Source organism: Duganella sp. CT11-25 (genome assembly GCF_047302815.1).
Taxonomy (GTDB): domain Bacteria; phylum Pseudomonadota; class Gammaproteobacteria; order Burkholderiales; family Burkholderiaceae_D; genus Rugamonas.
Genome location: NZ_JBKBFD010000001.1, coordinates 1318189 through 1336212 on the forward strand (window position 1 = coordinate 1318189; position 18024 = coordinate 1336212).

General features: G+C 64.7%; 20 protein-coding genes. 12 read left to right on the forward strand and 8 right to left on the reverse strand.

The genetic code is table 11. The annotated features are described in order from the left end of the window. Positions 1–29: 29 nt before the first annotated feature. Positions 30–2117, reverse strand: coding sequence for a flagellar biosynthesis protein FlhA (locus ACEN9F_RS05280; protein WP_413418530.1), 2088 nt, complete (start codon positions 2115–2117; stop codon positions 30–32). Between the two features lie 122 nt (positions 2118–2239). Between ACEN9F_RS05280 and ACEN9F_RS05285 the strand changes: the two genes are divergently transcribed. After that, positions 2240–3313 (forward strand): RNA-guided endonuclease InsQ/TnpB family protein, encoded by a 1074-nt coding sequence (locus ACEN9F_RS05285; RefSeq protein ID WP_413418532.1) that lies wholly within the window; start codon positions 2240–2242, stop codon positions 3311–3313. Here the strand turns inward: ACEN9F_RS05285 and ACEN9F_RS05290 are convergent. The 7 genes from ACEN9F_RS05290 to ACEN9F_RS05320 form a co-directional block, all read right to left on the reverse strand. Continuing rightward, complete coding sequence (locus ACEN9F_RS05290; RefSeq protein ID WP_413418534.1) at positions 3300–4439, reverse strand: flagellar biosynthesis protein FlhB; 1140 nt, start codon at positions 4437–4439, stop codon at positions 3300–3302. The genes ACEN9F_RS05285 and ACEN9F_RS05290 overlap by 14 nt on opposite strands. Further along, complete coding sequence (locus ACEN9F_RS05295) at positions 4432–5226, reverse strand: flagellar biosynthetic protein FliR (RefSeq protein ID WP_413418536.1); 795 nt, start codon at positions 5224–5226, stop codon at positions 4432–4434. The genes ACEN9F_RS05290 and ACEN9F_RS05295 overlap by 8 nt, the downstream gene beginning before the upstream one ends. Before the next feature lie 10 nt (positions 5227–5236). Continuing rightward, on the reverse strand, positions 5237–5509 hold the full coding sequence (locus tag ACEN9F_RS05300) for a flagellar biosynthetic protein FliQ (protein WP_413418538.1): 273 nt from the start codon (positions 5507–5509) through the stop codon (positions 5237–5239). A gap of 20 nt (positions 5510–5529) precedes the next feature. Further along, the gene (gene fliP / locus ACEN9F_RS05305) at positions 5530–6300 is read right to left on the reverse strand and encodes a flagellar type III secretion system pore protein FliP (protein ID WP_413418540.1); all 771 of its coding nucleotides are present in this window, start codon (positions 6298–6300) and stop codon (positions 5530–5532) included. Beyond that, entirely contained in the window at positions 6297–6668 is a 372-nt protein-coding gene (locus tag ACEN9F_RS05310; RefSeq protein WP_413418542.1) for a FliM/FliN family flagellar motor switch protein, read from the reverse strand. Before ACEN9F_RS05310 ends, fliP begins: the two co-directional genes overlap by 4 nt. A 2-nt stretch (positions 6669–6670) precedes the next feature. After that, positions 6671–7552, reverse strand: coding sequence for a FliM/FliN family flagellar motor switch protein (locus ACEN9F_RS05315; protein ID WP_413418544.1), 882 nt, complete (start codon positions 7550–7552; stop codon positions 6671–6673). 222 nt (positions 7553–7774) lie between these two features. After that, positions 7775–7957, reverse strand: coding sequence for a hypothetical protein (locus ACEN9F_RS05320; RefSeq protein ID WP_413418546.1), 183 nt, complete (start codon positions 7955–7957; stop codon positions 7775–7777). 189 nt (positions 7958–8146) lie between these two features. Here ACEN9F_RS05320 and ACEN9F_RS05325 point away from each other — a divergent pair, with 189 nt between their 5' ends. The 11 genes from ACEN9F_RS05325 to ACEN9F_RS05375 all read left to right on the forward strand — a co-directional run bounded on the left by ACEN9F_RS05325 (position 8147) and on the right by ACEN9F_RS05375 (position 18019). Beyond that, positions 8147–8497: a flagellar hook-basal body complex protein FliE gene (locus ACEN9F_RS05325; protein WP_413418547.1), complete on the forward strand. Its 351-nt coding sequence runs from the start codon at positions 8147–8149 to the stop codon at positions 8495–8497. 21 nt (positions 8498–8518) lie between these two features. Continuing rightward, positions 8519–10282 (forward strand): flagellar basal-body MS-ring/collar protein FliF, encoded by a 1764-nt coding sequence (fliF, locus tag ACEN9F_RS05330; RefSeq protein ID WP_413418549.1) that lies wholly within the window; start codon positions 8519–8521, stop codon positions 10280–10282. Beyond that, positions 10266–11309: a flagellar motor switch protein FliG gene (locus ACEN9F_RS05335; RefSeq protein ID WP_413418551.1), complete on the forward strand. Its 1044-nt coding sequence runs from the start codon at positions 10266–10268 to the stop codon at positions 11307–11309. Before fliF ends, ACEN9F_RS05335 begins: the two co-directional genes overlap by 17 nt. Next, on the forward strand, positions 11306–12016 hold the full coding sequence (gene fliH, locus ACEN9F_RS05340) for a flagellar assembly protein FliH (RefSeq protein ID WP_413418553.1): 711 nt from the start codon (positions 11306–11308) through the stop codon (positions 12014–12016). The genes ACEN9F_RS05335 and fliH overlap by 4 nt, the downstream gene beginning before the upstream one ends. After that, complete coding sequence (gene fliI / locus ACEN9F_RS05345) at positions 12013–13323, forward strand: flagellar protein export ATPase FliI (RefSeq protein WP_413418555.1); 1311 nt, start codon at positions 12013–12015, stop codon at positions 13321–13323. The genes fliH and fliI overlap by 4 nt, the downstream gene beginning before the upstream one ends. Beyond that, entirely contained in the window at positions 13320–13751 is a 432-nt protein-coding gene (gene fliJ, locus ACEN9F_RS05350; RefSeq protein ID WP_413418557.1) for a flagellar export protein FliJ, read from the forward strand. Before fliI ends, fliJ begins: the two co-directional genes overlap by 4 nt. 100 nt (positions 13752–13851) lie before the next feature. Further along, on the forward strand, positions 13852–15276 hold the full coding sequence (fliD, locus tag ACEN9F_RS05355; RefSeq protein WP_413418559.1) for a flagellar filament capping protein FliD: 1425 nt from the start codon (positions 13852–13854) through the stop codon (positions 15274–15276). 53 nt (positions 15277–15329) lie between these two features. Next, positions 15330–15719, forward strand: a complete 390-nt coding sequence (gene fliS, locus ACEN9F_RS05360; protein WP_413418561.1) for a flagellar export chaperone FliS — start codon at positions 15330–15332, stop codon at positions 15717–15719. Positions 15720–15750: 31 nt separating this feature from the next. Further along, the gene (locus tag ACEN9F_RS05365) at positions 15751–16029 is read left to right on the forward strand and encodes a hypothetical protein (protein WP_413418563.1); all 279 of its coding nucleotides are present in this window, start codon (positions 15751–15753) and stop codon (positions 16027–16029) included. Further along, on the forward strand, positions 16026–17522 hold the full coding sequence (locus tag ACEN9F_RS05370; protein WP_413418565.1) for a flagellar hook-length control protein FliK: 1497 nt from the start codon (positions 16026–16028) through the stop codon (positions 17520–17522). The genes ACEN9F_RS05365 and ACEN9F_RS05370 overlap by 4 nt, the downstream gene beginning before the upstream one ends. Positions 17523–17530: 8 nt before the next feature. Beyond that, the gene (locus ACEN9F_RS05375) at positions 17531–18019 is read left to right on the forward strand and encodes a flagellar basal body-associated FliL family protein (RefSeq protein ID WP_413418567.1); all 489 of its coding nucleotides are present in this window, start codon (positions 17531–17533) and stop codon (positions 18017–18019) included. The last annotated feature ends 5 nt before the right edge of the window (positions 18020–18024 follow it).

The window sequence follows — 18024 nt, forward strand, 5'->3', positions numbered from 1 at the left end:
CACACCGGTGTCAGTGCCGACACCGGGGGTTAGCCGACGGTGCCGATGATGCTGACTTCGCGGTTCTCGGGGATTTCGTTGTAGGAGAGGACGTGCAGGCCGGGCGCGAACAGGCGGGCGTAGCGCGCCAGCAGCGGCCGGATCTGCGGCAGCACCAGCAACAGCGGCGGCGTGGCCTGCTGCTTCATCTGCTCGCGCGCGACCGGCATGTTGACTTGCAGCTGCGCCAGCAAATGCGGGTCGATCGGATAGTTGTCCAGTACCACTTTGCCGCTCTGGCGCGCCTGGTTCAAGGACCCCAGCAACATGTTCTCCAGGTCGCCGCCCAGGTTGAAGGCCTGCATCTCGGTCTTTTGCCCGAACAGGCCGGTGACGATCTGGCGCCGCAGCGCACAGCGCACTTCGGCCGCCAGCAGGATCGGGTCCTTGGTGGTTTCCGAACTGTCGACCAGCGTGGTGGCGATCGGTACGATATCTTTCAGCGAGACGTTTTCCGCCAGCAGCACGCGGAACACCCGCAGCATCTGCGTGTGCGTCAGCGCCTTGTCCAGCGAGCCCGCCAGCTTGGGCGACAGCGCCGACAAACGGTCCATCAGCGCCGGCACGTCTTCGTGGCGGAACAGTTCCGGCAGGTATTCGCGGATCAGCTTGGACAAGTGGGTGGCGATCGCGCTCGGCGCTTCCACCACCTGGTAGCCCAGCCCCAGCGCGTTGGCCTTCTCGCTGGTTTCGATCCAGGTCACCGGCATGCCGTACGCCGGCTCGATGCCCGGGATGCCGTCGATCTGGCCGTAGACGTTGGGCGACGGGATCGCCATCAGGCGGTCGGCAAACACCTCGGCCTGCGCCACCACGCTGCCCGACAGCATGACCGAATACTGCGACGGCTTGAGCCCCAGGTCGTCGCGCACGACGATCGGCGGCAGCAGCAATCCCATCGCTTCCGACAGGCTCTGCCGCACACCCTTGACGCGCTTGGTCAGCGGTTCGCCATGCGCCTTGTCGATCAGGCCGACCAGCTTGTAGCCCAGCGCCACCTGCAACTGCTGCACCGCCGGCAGGCTGTGCCAGTCCAGGTCCGGCGCGCGGTCGTCGCGCAGCGCCGCTTCGATGGCGTCCAGGTTGGCCGTGTCGGGTTTGCTCACCCTGCCCAGCAGCTTCCATCCCACATACGCCAGCACCAGCGCGAACGGACCGAACATCTGCCATGGCATGCCCGGCACCAGCGCCAGGATCATCATCATGCCGGCGGCGCTCAGCATCACCTGCGGCGAGGTCAGGACCTGGCTGCCGACTTGCTGTTCGAAGTCGCCCGAATCCGAGATACGGGTGACCAGGATCGCGGCCGCGGCCGACAACAGCAACGCCGGGATCTGCGCCACCAGGCCGTCACCGATGGTCAGCAGCGCGTATTGCTTGAAGGCGTCGCCGAACGACATGTCCTGCATCAGCGCGCCGATGGCGACGCCGCCGACCATGTTGATGATCAGGATCAGGATACTGGCGACCGCATCGCCGCGCACGAACTTGGAGGCGCCGTCCATGGCGCCGTAGAAGTCGGCCTCGGCGGCCACGTCCAGGCGCCGGGCCTGGGCTTTTTCCTGGTTGATCAGGCCGGCGTTGAGGTCGGCGTCGATCGCCATCTGCTTGCCCGGCAAGGCGTCCAGCGTGAAGCGCGCCGACACCTCGGAGATGCGCTCCGCGCCCTTGGTCACCACCATGAAGTTGATGATCATCAGGATCACGAACACCACGATACCGACCACGTAGTTGCCGCCGATGACGACCTTACCGAAGGCCTCGATCACCTGGCCGGCCGCGGCCGTGCCCTCGTGGCCGTGCAGTAGCACCACCCGGGTCGACGCCACGTTCAGCGTCAGCCGCATCATGGTGGTGGCCAGGATCACGGTCGGGAACACCGAGAAGTCCAGCGGCCGCTTGGCCGAGACCGAGACCATGATCACGATCAGCGCCAGCACGATGTTGAACGTGAACATCACGTCCAGCAATACCGGTGGCAATGGCAGGATGATCATCGCCAAGATCACCAGCAGGAATGCCGGCGTGGCGAACTTGTGGCGACGCGCTTCTGCGACCAGCCTGTTCAAAAAATTCATCTGTTTTTACTCCGCGAAACCTTGTCCATCAGGACGAAAAGTGAAAGACGCCGCCCACCATGGAGTCGACGTATCTTCCGATTAAAAGAGGAACTGATTCCAGCTCTACTGGTCAAACAAGCATGAGACTGACCTACCGATACCGCGTGAAGTCTTTGACCGGCCTGCTGAACCAGCAAGCGCTGACGGTTAACTTCGTGTGGAACTACTGTAACGACAGGCAGCGAGATGCGTTGCGACTCAACCGCCGCTGGCATTCCGGTTTCGACCTGATCAAACTCACCACTGGGTGTAGTAAGGAGTTGGGGCTGCACTCCGGAACGGTTAACGACGTCTGCCAGCAGTATGCCAAATCGCGCTACCAAACGCATCGTCCATATTTGCGATACCGCGGCCGCAAATCCTTGGGCTGGATACCGATCAAGGGACGCGCACTGAAACGGGAGGGCGAGGCCTTCCGTTTCGCTGGCAACACATTCAGAGTGTTCTACTCTCGCCCACTGCCAGAAGGAAAAATCACCGACGGAACGAATTTTTCCCGGGATCGGCGCGGCAACTGGTTCCTGAACATTGTTCTTGAAATAGTGGCGCCCGTGGCGAGAACACCACTCAGTGGCATCGGCATTGATCTGGGCCTGAAAGATCTTGCCACGCTGTCGAATGGCGGCAAGATCGCCGCGCCGCATATTTATCGCGAAGCCGAAGCGGCGCTGGCGATGGCGCAACGCGCTGCCAAAAAGCGACGAATCAAGGCGATTCATATAGCGATAGCCAATCGAAGACGGGATTTTTTGCACAAATCCACAACAGCCATCGTGCATAATTTTGATTATATTGTTGCGGGCAATATCAACTCCGCCGCAATGGCCAAAACCAGCATGGCCAAGTCGGTACTCGATGTCGGCTGGTCGTCCTTCCGATCGCAACTGGCGTACAAGGCTATTAAGCATGGCGCATGGTTCGAGGAAGTCGACGAACGTTTCACCACCCAAGTCTGCTCGAATTGCGGCACCTTGCCCGATTCGCGGCCGAGAGGTATCGCAGACCTTGGAGTAAGGGAATGGCGATGCGGTGAGTGCGGTGCGGTACATGATCGTGATCTCAATGCTGCGTTAAACATTCTCCGTCGCGGACGTGCGACGCTGGCTGTAGGAATCTCCACCCTTGCCGGCGGAGAGGACGTCAAGACTGCTTAACCTCGCTCATGGATGTGGGCACAACGACTTCTTTCGGATAATCCGGCTGGGCGGCGCGCCGCCCGGTACGGAATGCTTGCAACTGCAGCACATAGTTCAGCACCTGCGAGACGGCCTGGTACAGCTGCACCGGGATCTGCTGGTTGACCTGGCTGGTGTTATAGATGGCGCGCGCCAGCGGCGCCAGCTCCATCACTTCGATCTTGAATTCGACCGCGATCTGGCGGATGTACAGCGCCATCTCGTCGACGCCCTTGGCGATCACGTACGGCGCTTCGGCACGGCTCAGGTCATACTTGAGCGCCACCGCGTAGTGCTCCGGGTTGACGATCACCACGTCGGCGGTCGGCACCGTCTTGCGCGCGCTGCGCCGCGCCATCGCCCGCTGCAGCTGGCGGATGCGGTTCTTCACTTCCGGCCGGCCTTCCGAGGACTTGTGCTCTTCCTTCTGGTCCTGCTTGGACATGCGCTGGTTCTTGGCGAAGAAATACGCCTGCGCCGGCACGTCGATCAGGGCGAAGATGATGAACACCGCCACCAGCGACATCAAGCCGTCCAGCATCAGGTGCGAGCCGGACAGGATGGCCTGTCCCATCGGCATGTTCTGCAGCTGGGTGTAATCCTTGACGGTCGAGCGCGCCACATGGATCAGCACCGCGATCAGCACGCCGGCCTTGCCGATCGACACCAGCAACTCGAACGCGTGCTTGCTGGTGAACAGCCGGCCGAGGTTGGCCGCCGGGCTCAGGCGCGACAGCTTGGGTTCCATGTTCTTGGTGCTGGCGACCCAGCCGCCCGGCACCATCGCGCCCAGCACGATGAACAGCGGCACCACGAACAGCGGCAGCACCATCTTGATCAGCAGCCACATCGAGCTGCTGAACACGGTGGACATGGCGTTGTCGATCGCGCCGTCGCTGTCGAACGGCGCGAAGCTCTGGTGGAACAGCTCGTTGAACTCGGCCAGGTAGCTCGGCAGCAGGTAGACGAACAGCTTCAGGCTGACCAGGATGCCGATCGCGGTCGACAGGTCGCGCGAACGCACCACCTGCCCTTCCTGGCGCGACTTCTTGAGCTTCTGTTGTGAAGCCTTTTCTGTTTTGTCGCCCGAATCCTGGTCAGCCATGGGCGGCCACCTGCATCTGCTGGCGTATCAGCTCCAGCACCATATTGGTCATGCGCACATAGTGCTCGGGAATGAAGCGCACCACCTGGGCCAGCATCATCAGGCCGAAGATGGTGATCACGGAAAAGCCCAGCGCGAACAGGTTCAGGCTGGGCGCGACGCGGTTCAGGAAGCCGAAGCCGAGCTGCACCACCAGCGTGGAGAACACCACCGGGATCGCCAGCAGCATGGCGGCCGAGAAGATCCAGGCGATGTTGTAGGCCACCGCCTCCAGCAGCATGCGGCTGTAGCCGTGGCCCAGCGGCCAGGCCTTGAAGCTCTGGCCGATGACGTTGGCGATCACCAGGTGGCCGTCGATGGCGAAGAAGACGATGATGGCCAGCGTCGACAGCAGCGCCGACACCACGTCCGACGACTGGCCGTTCATCGGGTCGTTCATCACCGCCATCGAAAAGCCCATCTGCGACGACACCATGAAGCCCAGCACGCCGATCACCGACATGGCGAAATGGAAGGCCAGGCCCAGCACGAAGCCGATGATGGCCTGCTCCATGGTCGCCACCACGCCGGCCATCGAGAACGGGTTGATCGCGGCCGGCCCCCAGTCGGCGCCGCTGGTCAGCGGCAGCATCAGGATCGCCAGCACCAGCGCGATCAGGATGCGCACCGTCACCGGCGTGACGGCCTCGCCCAGCACCGGGGCGCCGATGAACATCGCCAGGATGCGGCAGAACGGCCACCAGATCGCGGTGAGCATCGGCAGCAGCTGGGCGAGGACGGATTCCATGGCGGGACGGCTAGCCGACCAGGGTGGCGGCGCGGGTGAAGATGGAGACGCAGAAGTCCATCAGGTAGGTGGCCATCCAGCGCCCCATCAGGATGATGGCCAGCAAGGTGACCAGCAGCCTGGGCAGGAAACTCAGCGTCTGCTCGTTGATCTGCGTGGCGGCCTGCACCAGCGCCACCACCAGGCCCATGATCAGGCCCGGCACGACCAGGATCACCACCAGCAGCATGACGATGTGCAGCGATTCGACCACCAGGTCGACGGCTATTTCAGGAGTCAGCATACGGCTCGCCTATCAGTTCTTCAGTACGCCTGCACGCTCGTGACGAGCGTATTGACGGTCAGGGTCCAGCCATCCACCAGCACGAACAGCAGCAGCTTGAACGGCAGCGAGATCACCAGCGGCGACAGCATCATCATGCCCATCGCCATCAGCACCGACGACACCACCAGGTCGATCACCAGGAAGGGGATGAACAGCATGCAGCCGATCTGGAAAGCGGTCTTCAGCTCCGACAGCACGAACGCCGCCAGCTTGACGGTGAAGGCGTGCTCGGACGGCGTGGTGATCTTGTCTTCGCCGGCCAGGTGGGCGATCTGCTGCAGCGCGGCCTTGCTGGTCTGGGCCAGCATGAAGCGCGACACCGGCTTCTCGGCGATCTGCAGCGCGGTTTCCAGGCCGATCTTGTCCTGGTCGTAGGGCACGAAGGCCTCGGTCCAGATCTGGTCGCCGATCGGGCGCATCACCAGCAGGGTCAGGATCAGGGCGACGCCGGTGATCACCCGGTTGGGCAGGCCCTGCTGCAGGCCCAGGGCCTGGCGCAGCAGCGACAGCACGATGACGAAGCGGGTGAAGCTGGTCATCATCATGACCATCACCGGGAGCAGTCCCAGCAAGGTCATGATGATCAGGATTTGCATCTTGACCGTCAATTCCGTCTTCGCCCCCGGCACCACGTTGGCCAGCAGGTCGACCGCCTGGGCCGGCGCCATGGCCAGTCCCAGCAACATCGCGGCGGCCGGCGCGCCCACCAGCAGGCGCTTGCGCCACCGCAGGTTCACGCTCCAGGTCATGGAGTCATCATGTCGAGATTCAGGCCGTCCAGGTCGATTACTTTCAGGCCGTAGTTTTCCCCCGCCACCACCACTTCGGCGCGGCCGATGGCGGTGCCGTTGACCTTGATGACCAGCGGTTCGCCGGCCAGCACGTCGAGCTCGACCACGCTGTCGGGGCCGATCGCCATCAAGTCCTGCAGCGAGATGCGGGCCGAGCCGACCTCCAGGGTCAGCGTCACCGGAATCTTGCGCATCATGGCCGGCAGGTCGCGGCGCGGCGCGGCGGCCGGCACGTCGGTCAGCTCGGTGCTGACCTGGTCGATGATCATCTCTTCGGACAGGTCTTCCAGCAGGGCGTCGCTAGGGTTGGCTACGTTCATGTTCATCATTATTCAGCGTCTTCAAAAGAGGTTAAACAGAGTTTGCCTTTGTGCTCGGTCACCGCGGCCGTAAACAGGCGGGAATCCTCGAGCAAGACGTCTGCCCTGGCAAGGCTGATCGGGATCACGTCGCCAACCTGCAAATCGTACAAGCTGCCCAGCTGCACTTCCTTGCTGGCCAGGCGGCCGATCAGGCCGACCTGCAGGCGCTGCGCCAGCGGCGCGGCGGGCTTGGCCTTCTTGCCGGCGTCGCGGTCGCGCAGCAGGCCGCGCAGCACGCTGGCCATCAGTTGCTTGTCGAGCGCGAACCAGAACTGGCCGGTGACGCCGCTGGCGATGTCGGCCAGCGTGACGGCGATGGTCCAGGTGCCCTTGGGCGGCGGCGAGCCGGGGGCTGGCTTGAATTCGGTGTCGGCCGCTTCCTGCTCGCCTTCGGCGGGCGCGACCTTGTCGATGACGGGAAGGTTAAGTTCGATGCGGCCGGCCAGGGTGCCGGCCAACTGTTGCCCCAGCACCACAGCCAGGCGCTCTTCGGTGGCGGTCACGCGCACCGTATTCTCGTCCACGGCGTCGGCGCTGTCGCCGGCCTTGGTGCGGCCGTAGCGGAAATTGAGTACGCTGAGCAGCACCTTGCGTTCCAGCGAGAAGGCGATCTGGCCGGCCGGCGCCGCAAAGCTGAGCCAGCGGCTGCGGGTTTCGCCGCCGTCGAGCCGGCTGAATACAACATCATCGACCCGGAACCCGCCCCAGTAGCGGCGGTTCATATTCAGTCGCATGGCCTGCGCCAGGTCGTCGCGCAGCTGCGCCGCAAAGATATGCAGCAGGTGCACCGGTCGCCCCAGCAGGCATGGATCCAGAACTTGATGTTGCGTCTGTTTTGTCGTTGTCATGTATGGGCCATGTCGGATAATTCTTCGCTACTCCTCCATCATCGCACTATCCAGCTAAAAACTGGTTACTTCCAGCGCAATTTTTTGGCTCTGTACCCTATCGTAACGTAAAGAAGGACGATATCGGTAGCACAGGATACATCAAAATTCACATTATTGCTATTCAACAATATTTTGGATTGTAAATTTACTGGCGGCAAATTCCACTTTACAAGAATGTTGCTAGCCGGTAAGCTTCACCCAGCCTGTCACCGGGCTACGCTGCTCCGCAACAAACATGAACAAATGGCGCTTAGTGAATGATTCGTAACGAGATTTGCTTAAATAAAACAGTTCCTGCGGCTTCGTTGCCGCACAGCGCAATAAATTTACTTCCAGCAAAGAAAAAACCCGCTCGCCGAGCATGTGCTCACCTTTCGGCGTCAGCGTTTGACCGACATTCCTACACTATCTTTCTTACAAGACTGTGACATGGATGACGGGGGTGTAGCACGATAGCAATAAGCCGCCAGCAGATATACAACGGAGGGCTTGCTGCTTTCCGGCAATCTGGATATGGTAGATGGGACTAACGTCGCAATAACGGGGGTAGCAATGAGTAACGGATTCTCCAGCCTGATACAGGCCGACCTGGCGTCGCTGACCAATGCGGCGCAAACGCTGGCCAACAGCAGCGGCACCATCGCCGCCGCCAACCAGTTCGGCACCCAGGACGCGCAGCCGGCGTTCTCCTTCGCGCAGTCGATGAAGGACGCGGTCGGCAAGGTCAACGGCCAGGACGTCGAGGCCGGCCAATTGATGGCCGATGTCGATTCCGGCAAGAGCGACGACCTGGTCGGCGCCATGCTGTCCAGCCAGGAAGCCGGCCTGTCTTTCTCGATGTTGATGCAAGTGCGCAACAAAGTGATGGGCGGCCTGGACGAACTCATCAAATTACCGCTGTAAGCCACCGCGAAAGCCAACAAAGTGATCAACACCATCAAGTCCGCCTTCGAGCGTTGGCGCGCGAGTCCGGCCGCCCTGTCGCTGCCTCCCAATCTGCTGAAGAACCTGTACCCGCTGCTGTTGCTGGCGATCGGCGTGACGGCGATGGTGCTGATGTATCTGTGGAGCGACCAGTCCGGCTACAAGCCGGTGTTTGGCGCGCGCGAAAAAGTCTCGGCGCCGGACATGATGGCCGTGCTGGACACCGACCACATCCCTTACCGCCTGCACCCGGAAAGCGGCCAGGTGCTGGTGCCGCAATCGATGCTCGGTAAGGTACGCATGCTGCTTGCCGCCAAAGGCGTGACTGCGCAGTTGCCGGCGGGTCTGGAATTGATGGACAAGAACGACCCGCTGGGCGTGTCGCAGTTCGTCCAGGACGTGCGTTTCCGCCGCGGCCTGGAGGGCGAGCTGGCGCAATCGATCATGACTCTGGATGCAATCTCGCATGCGCGCGTGCACCTGTCGATCGCCAAGTCGACCTCGTTCGTCTCCTCCGACGGCGAAAAATCGTCGGCCTCGGTGGTGGTCGCGCTGAAACCGGGCCACACGATGTCGCCGGAAGCCATCGCCGCCGTGATCAACATGGTGTCGGGCAGCGTCGCCAGCCTGAGCCCGCAGCGCGTCAGCCTGGTCGACCAGGCCGGCAACCTGCTGTCGGCCCACATCGACCTGGCCGACGGCTTCGACGCCGGCACCAACGGCAACGATGCCAGCAAGCGCTTCCAGGAAGAGGTCAAGGCCAACGTCAAGAATCTGCTCGGTCCGGTGATCGGCGAGGACAACTTCCGCATGTCGGTCGCGGCCGCGGTCGACAACGACAAGGTCGAGGAAACGGTCGAGAAATACGGCGCCGATCCCAAGGTCACCAGTGAGGCGATGCGCGAGGAGCAGGACCGCAACCGCATGGTGATGGGCGTGCCGGGCACGCTGTCGAACCGGCCGCCGCCGGCCGCCGCCAACCCGGCCGCCGCCGCCACGCCGACCGCCGGCGGCGCCACCGATCCAAACGCGCTGCCGGACGGCACCGCGCGCAAGAACGCCACCACCCGCCAGTACGCCTACGACCGCAGCATCACCCAGACCAAGCGCAGCCGTGGCCGCCTTGAAAAGCTGAGCGTGGCCGTGGTGCTGGCGCACGCCGCCGCGCCGACGCCCAAGACCGGCTGGAGCGCCAACGAAATCGCCAACATCGACAAGATCCTGCGCAACGGCCTGGGCATCAACGCCGAGCGCGGCGACCAGCTGGTGGTGTCGGCCATGAACTTCCCGCCGAAGGCCGCCGTGCCGCAGTGGTGGGAAGAGCGCGACAACATCGTCGACATGAGCACCTACGCGATCTACGCGGTGGCCGCCCTGCTCGGCTACCTGTTGCTGCTGCGTCCGCTGATGCGCCTGGTCACCGTGCGCTTCACCCCGGATCCGAAGGAAGTGGCGCGCGTCGCCGCCGAGCGCCGCGCCGCCGAGGCGGCCGCCGTGGCCGCCGCCAAGGAAGCCAAGGAGGCCGCCGCCAAGGAAAACCCGGCGCTGGCCGGTACGCCGGGCGCGGCCGGCGCCCCTGCCCTGCCGGGCGCGGCCCAGCCGGGCATGCCGGTGGTGCCGCTGCTGGAAAACTACGATCTGCCGCCACCAGGCTCGGCCGTCGACGTCATGGTCGACCATCTGAAAGTCCTGGCCGCGAAAGAACCGGAACGTGTCGCCGAAGTCGTCAAACAATGGATGCAGAAAAATGGCCGAACCCAATAACATGGACGACGAGTCGTCCGAATACAACCACGCGCCGGCAAAGCTGACGCCGGTCGAGCAGGCAGCCATCGTCCTGCTGAGCATAGGCGAGGAACCGGCCGCGGCCGTGCTGCGTTGCCTGTCGCGCGAGGAATTGCTGGAGGTGACGCAGGTGATGTCGCGCATGAGCGGCATCAAGGTCGAGTCCGTCAAATCGGCGATGCAGACCTTCTTCGACGACTACCGCCAGCAGTCCGGCGTGCATGGCGCCTCGCGCAGCTACCTGAAGCGCTCGCTGGACCTGGCGCTGGGCGGCGATCTCGCGAACACCGTGCTCAACAACATCTACGGCGACGAGCTGCGGCCGAAAATGGCGCGCCTGCAGTGGGCTTCGCCGAAGTGGCTGGCCGAATACATTTCCAACGAACACGTGCAGATGCAGGCGGTGTTCCTGGCCTTCCTGCCGGCCGCGCTGGCCGGCCAGATCATCGACGCCCTGCCGCAGGAGGGCCGCGACCTGGTGCTGTTGAACCTGGCGCGCCTGGACGAGATCGACCGCGACCTGCTGCAGGAGCTCGACGAGCTGGTGGTGCGCTGCCTGAGTTCCTTCGATTCGCAAAGCACCAGCGTCGAAGGCATCCGCCAGGCCGCCGAGATCCTCAACCGCCTGCCGAGCAACCGCGCGCAGATGGTCGAGCTGCTGCGCGCCCATGACCCGGAAGTGGTGGCGCAGATCGAGCTGTCGATGTACGACTTCTTCATCCTCGGCAACCAGTCCGAAGTGGCGATCACCCGCATCATCGAGGAAGTGCCGCTGGAGCAATGGGCGATCGCGCTCAAGGGCGCCGAAGTGTCGATCCGCGACGCCATCCTCAAGACCATGCCGAAACGCCAGGCCCAGGCCTTCGAGGACATGATGCGGCGCGCCGGCCCGATCCCGATGTCGCGCATCGAGCAAACCCGCCAGGAAATCATGGCCACCGTCAAGGCGCTGGCCGACGTCGGCGAAATCGAGATCCAGCTGTTCGCCGAACAGGTGGTCGAATGAAGCAGTTCCGCCCCTACCGCTTCCCGCCGCTGGCGCAGTTCACCAACCTGGCGCACCAGCGCGCCGCGGCGCACAGCCACGGCAACGGCGGCGACGGCGGCGCCCAGTGGGCCGCCTCGGTCAGCGAGGGGTTCGAACAGGGCCAGCGCGACGGCTACGAGATCGGCCTCGCGCGCGGCCAGGAAGACGGCTTCGAAGCGGGCCGGGCGTCCGGCCAGGAACAGGGCCGCGAAGAAGGCCGCCATGAAACCCTGGTGGCCTACGACCAGATGGCGCGCCCGGTCGACGCCATGCTGAAAAGCCTGAAGAAGCTGCGCTCGGACTACCGCGCCGCGCAGCGCAAGGAAGTGGTCGACCTGGTGGCCAAGGTGGCGCGCCAGGTGATCCGCGCCGAACTGGCCTTGCAGCCGGTGCAGCTGATGGCCCTGGTCGAGGAAACGCTGGCGTCGATGCCGCCGACGCGCGAGGAAATCGACGTCTTCCTGAACCCGGAAGAACTGAAACGCATCGCCGAGCTGGATCCGAAACGCTCCAAGCGCTGGAACCTGATCCCGGACGCCCGCCTCGACGCCGGCGAATGCCGCATCAAGGCCGGCGACAATGAAGTTGATGCCGGATGTCATCAACGTCTTGCGGCTGTCATGGAACAGGTCGATAATCAATTGCAGGCTGCCGATGGCGGCGACGAACCGGAGATCGAAGAGTGATCGCAGATGCCTTACGCAATCTCGAACTGGGTTCCGTACCCATGGCGACCCCGACGGGCCGCCTGGTGGGTGCGTCCGGTTTGTTGCTTGAGGCCGTAGGTTGCCCTTTGCACACGGGCCAGCGTTGCCAGATAGAGACAGTCGGCGGCGAATGGCTGGACGCCCAGGTGGTTGGCTTCCGTGACAAGCTTTCCTTTCTGATGCCGTTCAAAAAGGCCATCGGCCTGACCACCGGCGCCCGCGTGCTGCCCACACCGGAAAAAGTCAGCCTGCAGATCGGCTCGGGCTGGCTGGGCCGCATGGTCAACGGCCTCGGCGAGCCGATCGACGGCCTCGGCAAGCTGGGCGGCGACTTCCCGCTGGAACCGCAGCCGCCGCGCATCCATCCGCTGAAGAAAAAACCGGTCACCGAGGCGCTCGACGTCGGCGTGCGCGCCATCAATTCCATGCTGACCCTGGGCAAGGGCCAGCGCGTCGGCCTGATGGCCGGCTCCGGCGTCGGCAAATCCGTTTTGCTGGGCATCATGACGCGCCAGACCGTGGCCGACGTGGTGGTGGTCGGCCTGATCGGCGAACGCTCGCGCGAGGTGCGCGAATTCGTCGACATGTCGCTGGGCAAGGAAGGCTTGTCGAAGGCCGTGCTGGTGATCGCGCCGGCCGACGAGAGCCCGCTGATGCGCATCATGGCCACCGAGCTGTGCCACTCGATCGCGGCGCACTACCGCGACCAGGGCAAGAACGTGCTGCTGCTGGTCGATTCGCTGACCCGCTATGCGATGGCGCTGCGCGAAGTGGCGCTGGCGCTGGGCGAGCCGCCGGCCACCAAGGGCTATCCGCCGTCGGTGTTCTCGGCGCTGCCGCAGCTGGTCGAATCGGCCGGCAACGGCGAGAACCAGTCCGGCAGCATGAGCGCCATCTACACCGTGCTGGCCGAGGGCGACGACCAGCAGGATCCGGTGGTCGACACCGCCCGCGCCATCCTCGACGGCCACATCGTGCTGACGCGCGAGCTGGCCGAGCGCGGCCATTATCCGGCGATCGACGTCGCCGCCTCGATCAGCCGCTGCATGAGCCAGGTCATCACGCACGAGCACATGCTGGCGGCGCGCGCGCTCAAGGCCAGCATGGCGCGCCACGACCGCGTGCGCGACCTGATCCCGCTCGGCGCCTACGTGCCGGGCGCCGATCCGGTCACCGACAAGGCGGTGCAACTGCATCCCCGCGTCGAAGATTTCCTCTGCCAGGGCACCAAGGAAGAGGCGCCCTACGCCCCCTGCGTCGCGCAACTTGAAAAGCTGATGACATGAGCCAAAACAATATCCGCAACCTGACCACCCTGGTATCCCTGCGCAACACGGAAGTCGAGCGCCTGCAGACCGAGATGGCGGAAAAGGCCAATGTGCGCGAGCGCTACCAGAAGAACCTGGAGCGCCTGACCGGGCTGTACACCAACAGCGGCGCCAGCGGCAACCTGCACCCCGCCCTGGCCGGCAATTGCGGCGACTACAAGCAGGCCGTGATGCAGATGGCGGACAACCACCGGCTCGACCTGCACATGCACGAGGCCGACATGGCGGTGTCGCAGCAGGCGCTCAACGCGGCCTGGGCCAAGCGCGAAGTGCTGGGCAAGGTGTTGGATAAGCAACAAAAAATCGTGGTAAAAGAACAAAACGCCAAGGAACGCAAGCAGCACGACGACCTGGCGACGCAATTGTGGTTGCGCGGCCAGAAATAAGCGCGGTTACAAAAAATAGTTAGAAATATTTTCATACGGAAACGATTAAGGTCGCCCTATAACAGGGTACACTTCATTCATCCTTTCCAGGAGCACGATCATGGCAGTCATCAGCAGTCCGGTCTACGACCCGAAAACCACCGCGGAAAACCTGGCCAACGCCTATGTCGCGGGGACCAAGGCCATCATCGACGCGCGCGACGCCAAGGCGACCGCGGTCGCCACCGGCCTGACCACGCTGGGTTCGGCGCTGGGCGCCTTCCAGACCGCACTGTCGTCGCTGGCGACCGGCACCAAGTCGGTCACCGCCAACACCGCCACCTTCAGCAACACCGCGGTCGCCACCGCCACCGCCAGCTCCAAGGCCGTGGCCGGCACCTATTCGTTCTATGTCCAGCAGCTGGCCACCGCCGGCCAGGTTTCGTACAACGTCGCCGACAGCTCGGCCACCGGCGCCGGCGCCATGAACATCGTGCTGGCTGACGGCACCTCGTTCCAGGTCGACCTGGCCAACGCCGACAGCAACGGCGACGGCACCCTGACCGCCAAGGAAATCGCCGCCGCCATCAACGTCGCCGCCGCCAACAATTCGCAGATCACCGCCTCGACCATGACCGTCAACGGCGTCTCCAAGCTGGTGCTGACCTCGGCCGACACCGGCGCCGACAACGCGGTCGCCTCGATCGGCGTCGCCGGCCTGGGCAGCGCCTCGCTGGCCTCGGACCTGTCGAGCCAGACCGTGGTGACGGCCGCCAAGGACGCCATCATCAACCTCGGCGCAGAGGGCGGCGAAGAGGTCAAGCAAGCCTCCAACACCTTCTCGGTGGTCGACGACGTCAAGTTCACCATCACCCAGGCGCAGGCCAGCGGCGCCACGCCGGTGACGATGACGGTGGCCGCCGACAACACCGGCACCGCGGCCAATGTGCAATCCTTCATCACCGCCTACAACACCCTGCTGACCGCGCTCAACACGCTGACCGCGCCCGGCGACCATACGGTGGTCGAGCCGACCGACGCCGACGGCAATGTGAAGCCGACCTCCAGCGACGCCGCCTTCTACAACGACGCCGGCGTCACCGGCCTGCGCGACCGCCTGGCCGCCACGCTGCGCTCGGTGACCGGCGGCGTCTCGCTGATCAGCTTTGGCATCACGGCCGCCAAGGATGGCACGCTGACGCTGGACAGCGCGCGCCTGAACAAGACCATCGCCAGCAACCCGGGCAAGATCGACACCCTGTTCGGCCGCGCCGGCATCGGCGTCGACTCCGGCGCGCTGGGCGCGATGAACAAGCTGGTCAGCTCCTGGACCTCGGGCGCCAACGGCTACATCAGCACCCGCAAGGAACAGAACAGCCGCCTGCAAAGCGACCTGGCCGACCGCCAGGTCGCGGTCAAGAACCAGTTCGACAACGCCTACAAGCGTTATCTGACGCAATTTACCCTGCTGCAGTCGCTGCAGGCGTCGATGACCAGCACCTCGAATATGTTCACGGCGATGTTCTCGTCCAGCAGCGACAGTTAAACCCGCAGTCCCCAGCAATCGCTCCACGTTTTATTACCAGTACGGTGAACACCATGTTGAACCAGGAAGCCTACAGCAGTTACCACTCCACCAATCTGGACGCCCAGGTGGCACGGGCGTCGCCGATCGAACTGGTGCTGGTGCTCACCGACGGCCTGCTCGAAGAGCTGGCGCGCGCCCGCGGCCACATCGTCGGCAAGCGCTACGAGCTCAAGGCCATCAGCCTGAACAAGTGCACCGACATCATCAACGGCCTGTCGAGCTCGCTTGATTTCGACAACGGCGGCGAAGTGGTGGAAAACCTCGGCCGGCTGTACGAATACTGCGCCGGCCGCCTGTACACGGCCGGCGTCAGCCTCGACCCCGCCATCATCGATGAAGTGACGACCCTGCTCACCACGATCAAGAAAGGCTGGCTGGGCGTACAGGCCAAAAATGGATAGGCAACGCACCTTGCTGCAGATGGCGCAAAAAATGAGCGCCGCCATCGCTTCCGAGGACTGGAAGATGCTGGCGGCGATTAACACGTTAATGGCCACCGCGCTGCCGCAGATGGCGGCGCAAGGCGCATGGAGCAGCGCCGAGCGCGCCGCGCTGTCGGCCCTGCACCAGATGCACAACGAAGCAGTCAAGCGCTGCGACCTCGCGACCCGGGACCTGGGGCGCCGGTTGCACGAAATGCAGGCAAACAAAGAGGGTTGGCTGGCTTACGCCCTCGAGAGCGAACACGCAGAAACCGGAATCCAAGCATGAGCATGACACTCTCCAGCGCCGCGGCTGCGGCCAAAGCGGCAAAAGCCGACCTGACCGCTCCGGTGGCCGGCAACAATGGCCAGGCCGAGAGCGCCGCCGACAGCCGCGCCGCCCAGCAAGCCAAACAGCCGGTCCGCAACAGCCAGCCGCAGGCCGAGGCGCCGAAGCGCAGCGCGCCCGCCCCGGCCCCGGCACGCAGCGCCCCGGCCAGCCAGGCCGCCCAGACCGGCAAAGCCGGCAAGGCCGCCGCCGGCGAGCAGGCCGGCCACAGCACCGAGGACGCCGCCGAGGACGCCGTGACGGCCGCCCCGCTGTTCGCCCAATTGCTGACGCTGGCCGACCTGGCCGCAGCCGGCCAGAACGGCGCCGACAGCGCCGCCGACGGCCAGGCCGAGAGCGACGCCAGCGATGCCGGCAACGGCACCGCCGCGGTCAGCGCCGCCGACGCGCTGCCGGCCATGACGCAAGGCATGCTCAACGCGCCGCTGACCTCCTTCAACGCCCCCGGCTACGAGAGCGGCGCGCGCAGCGACGCCGTCAGCGCCGTGTCGACGCTGAACGCCTCGGCCACCCGCCTGAACCTGGCGGCCGTCGGTGTCGCCGTGACGCCGGCCGCGCAGCCAGGCGCCGCCGAAACCGCCGAGTCCGCCGCGGCCGCGACCCAGGCCGCCGCCGCGCTGGCCACCACCAGTGCCCAAGCGGCCGCGCCGCAAGGCGTGTACAACCAGGCCGCCAATGCGGCGCTGGCCGCGCTGGCCAAGAACCAGCCGGCCGAGGCCCCGGCGGCCGAGGCCGATGCCACCGTCCAGCCGGCTGCCGCCGCGCCAGTGGCGGAGGCGGCACCGGCGCTGCCGGCCGCCGCCGTCGCGGCCGCGCCGCGGGTCCAGGTGCGCGCGGCCGACAGCGCCGCCGGCAATGCGCCCGACTACACCGCCGCCACGCCGGCCACCATCGCCACGGCCAAGGACGACAGCCGCGCCACCGCCACCGCCGGCGGCACCGGCAACACGGTCGGCTTCGCGCCGGCGGCCCCGGCCGCCACGCCGGCCGCCGCCACCGTCAAGCTGGCCGGCGCGCCGGAGCAATGGCAGCAGCCGCTGCGCGAAGCGCTGGGCGACCGCCTGCAAGTCCAGCTGCAGCGCAATAACGACCATGCCGTGATCCGCCTGGAACCGCCCAATATGGGCAGCATCGAGATCTCGATCCGCCACAGCGCCGGCGCGCTGCAGGTGAACCTGACGGCCAGCAACAGCGAAGTGGTACGCCAGCTCAACACCATCGGCGACAGCGTGCGCCAGGACTTGTCGACCCGCCAGTTCGCCGATGTCGCGGTGACCGTCTCGTCGTCGCGCGCCCAGGCCCAGGCCCAATCGGACGGCGGTGCCGCCGGCCGCGGCGGCCAGCAGCGCAACCAGGATGAGGGCCGCACGCCGGGCCGCGCCCTGACCGAAGATGAGACCACGTCCACCTTTGCCATGAACGAGCGGGAGTAATCTGTTAAATGAAGAACATGAAAATCATCATCGCGTTTGCACTGGTCGCCGTGGTCGGCGCCGCGGTTGCGGGCGGTGCAGTCTGGTATATGTCCAAGGGCGACGAGCCGGCGGCCGAAGCCAAGGACGGCAAGGCGGCCAAGAAGGTCGCCAAGAAGGAAAAGAAAGACGACGGCCTGCCGCCCAAGTACCTGACGGTGGACAAGGTGGTCATCATGCTCAAGCGCCAGCCCGGCGATACCTTGACCCATTACCTGTCGGCCGACCTGGTGATCACCACCGACGCCAAGCTGGAAAAGGAAGCCAAGGAAAACCTGCCGCTGCTGCGCAGCGTGGCGGTGCGCACGCTGTCCAACCTGCCGATGGCGACCGCGCAGGTGATGACCATCGACCAGTTCGCGGCCGAGCTGAACAAGGCATACGACGTCACGTTTGAGCACGAGGGCCGGGAAAAGCCATTTACCGAGGTCATGATTGGCAAACTCATCATCGAGTAGGCGCC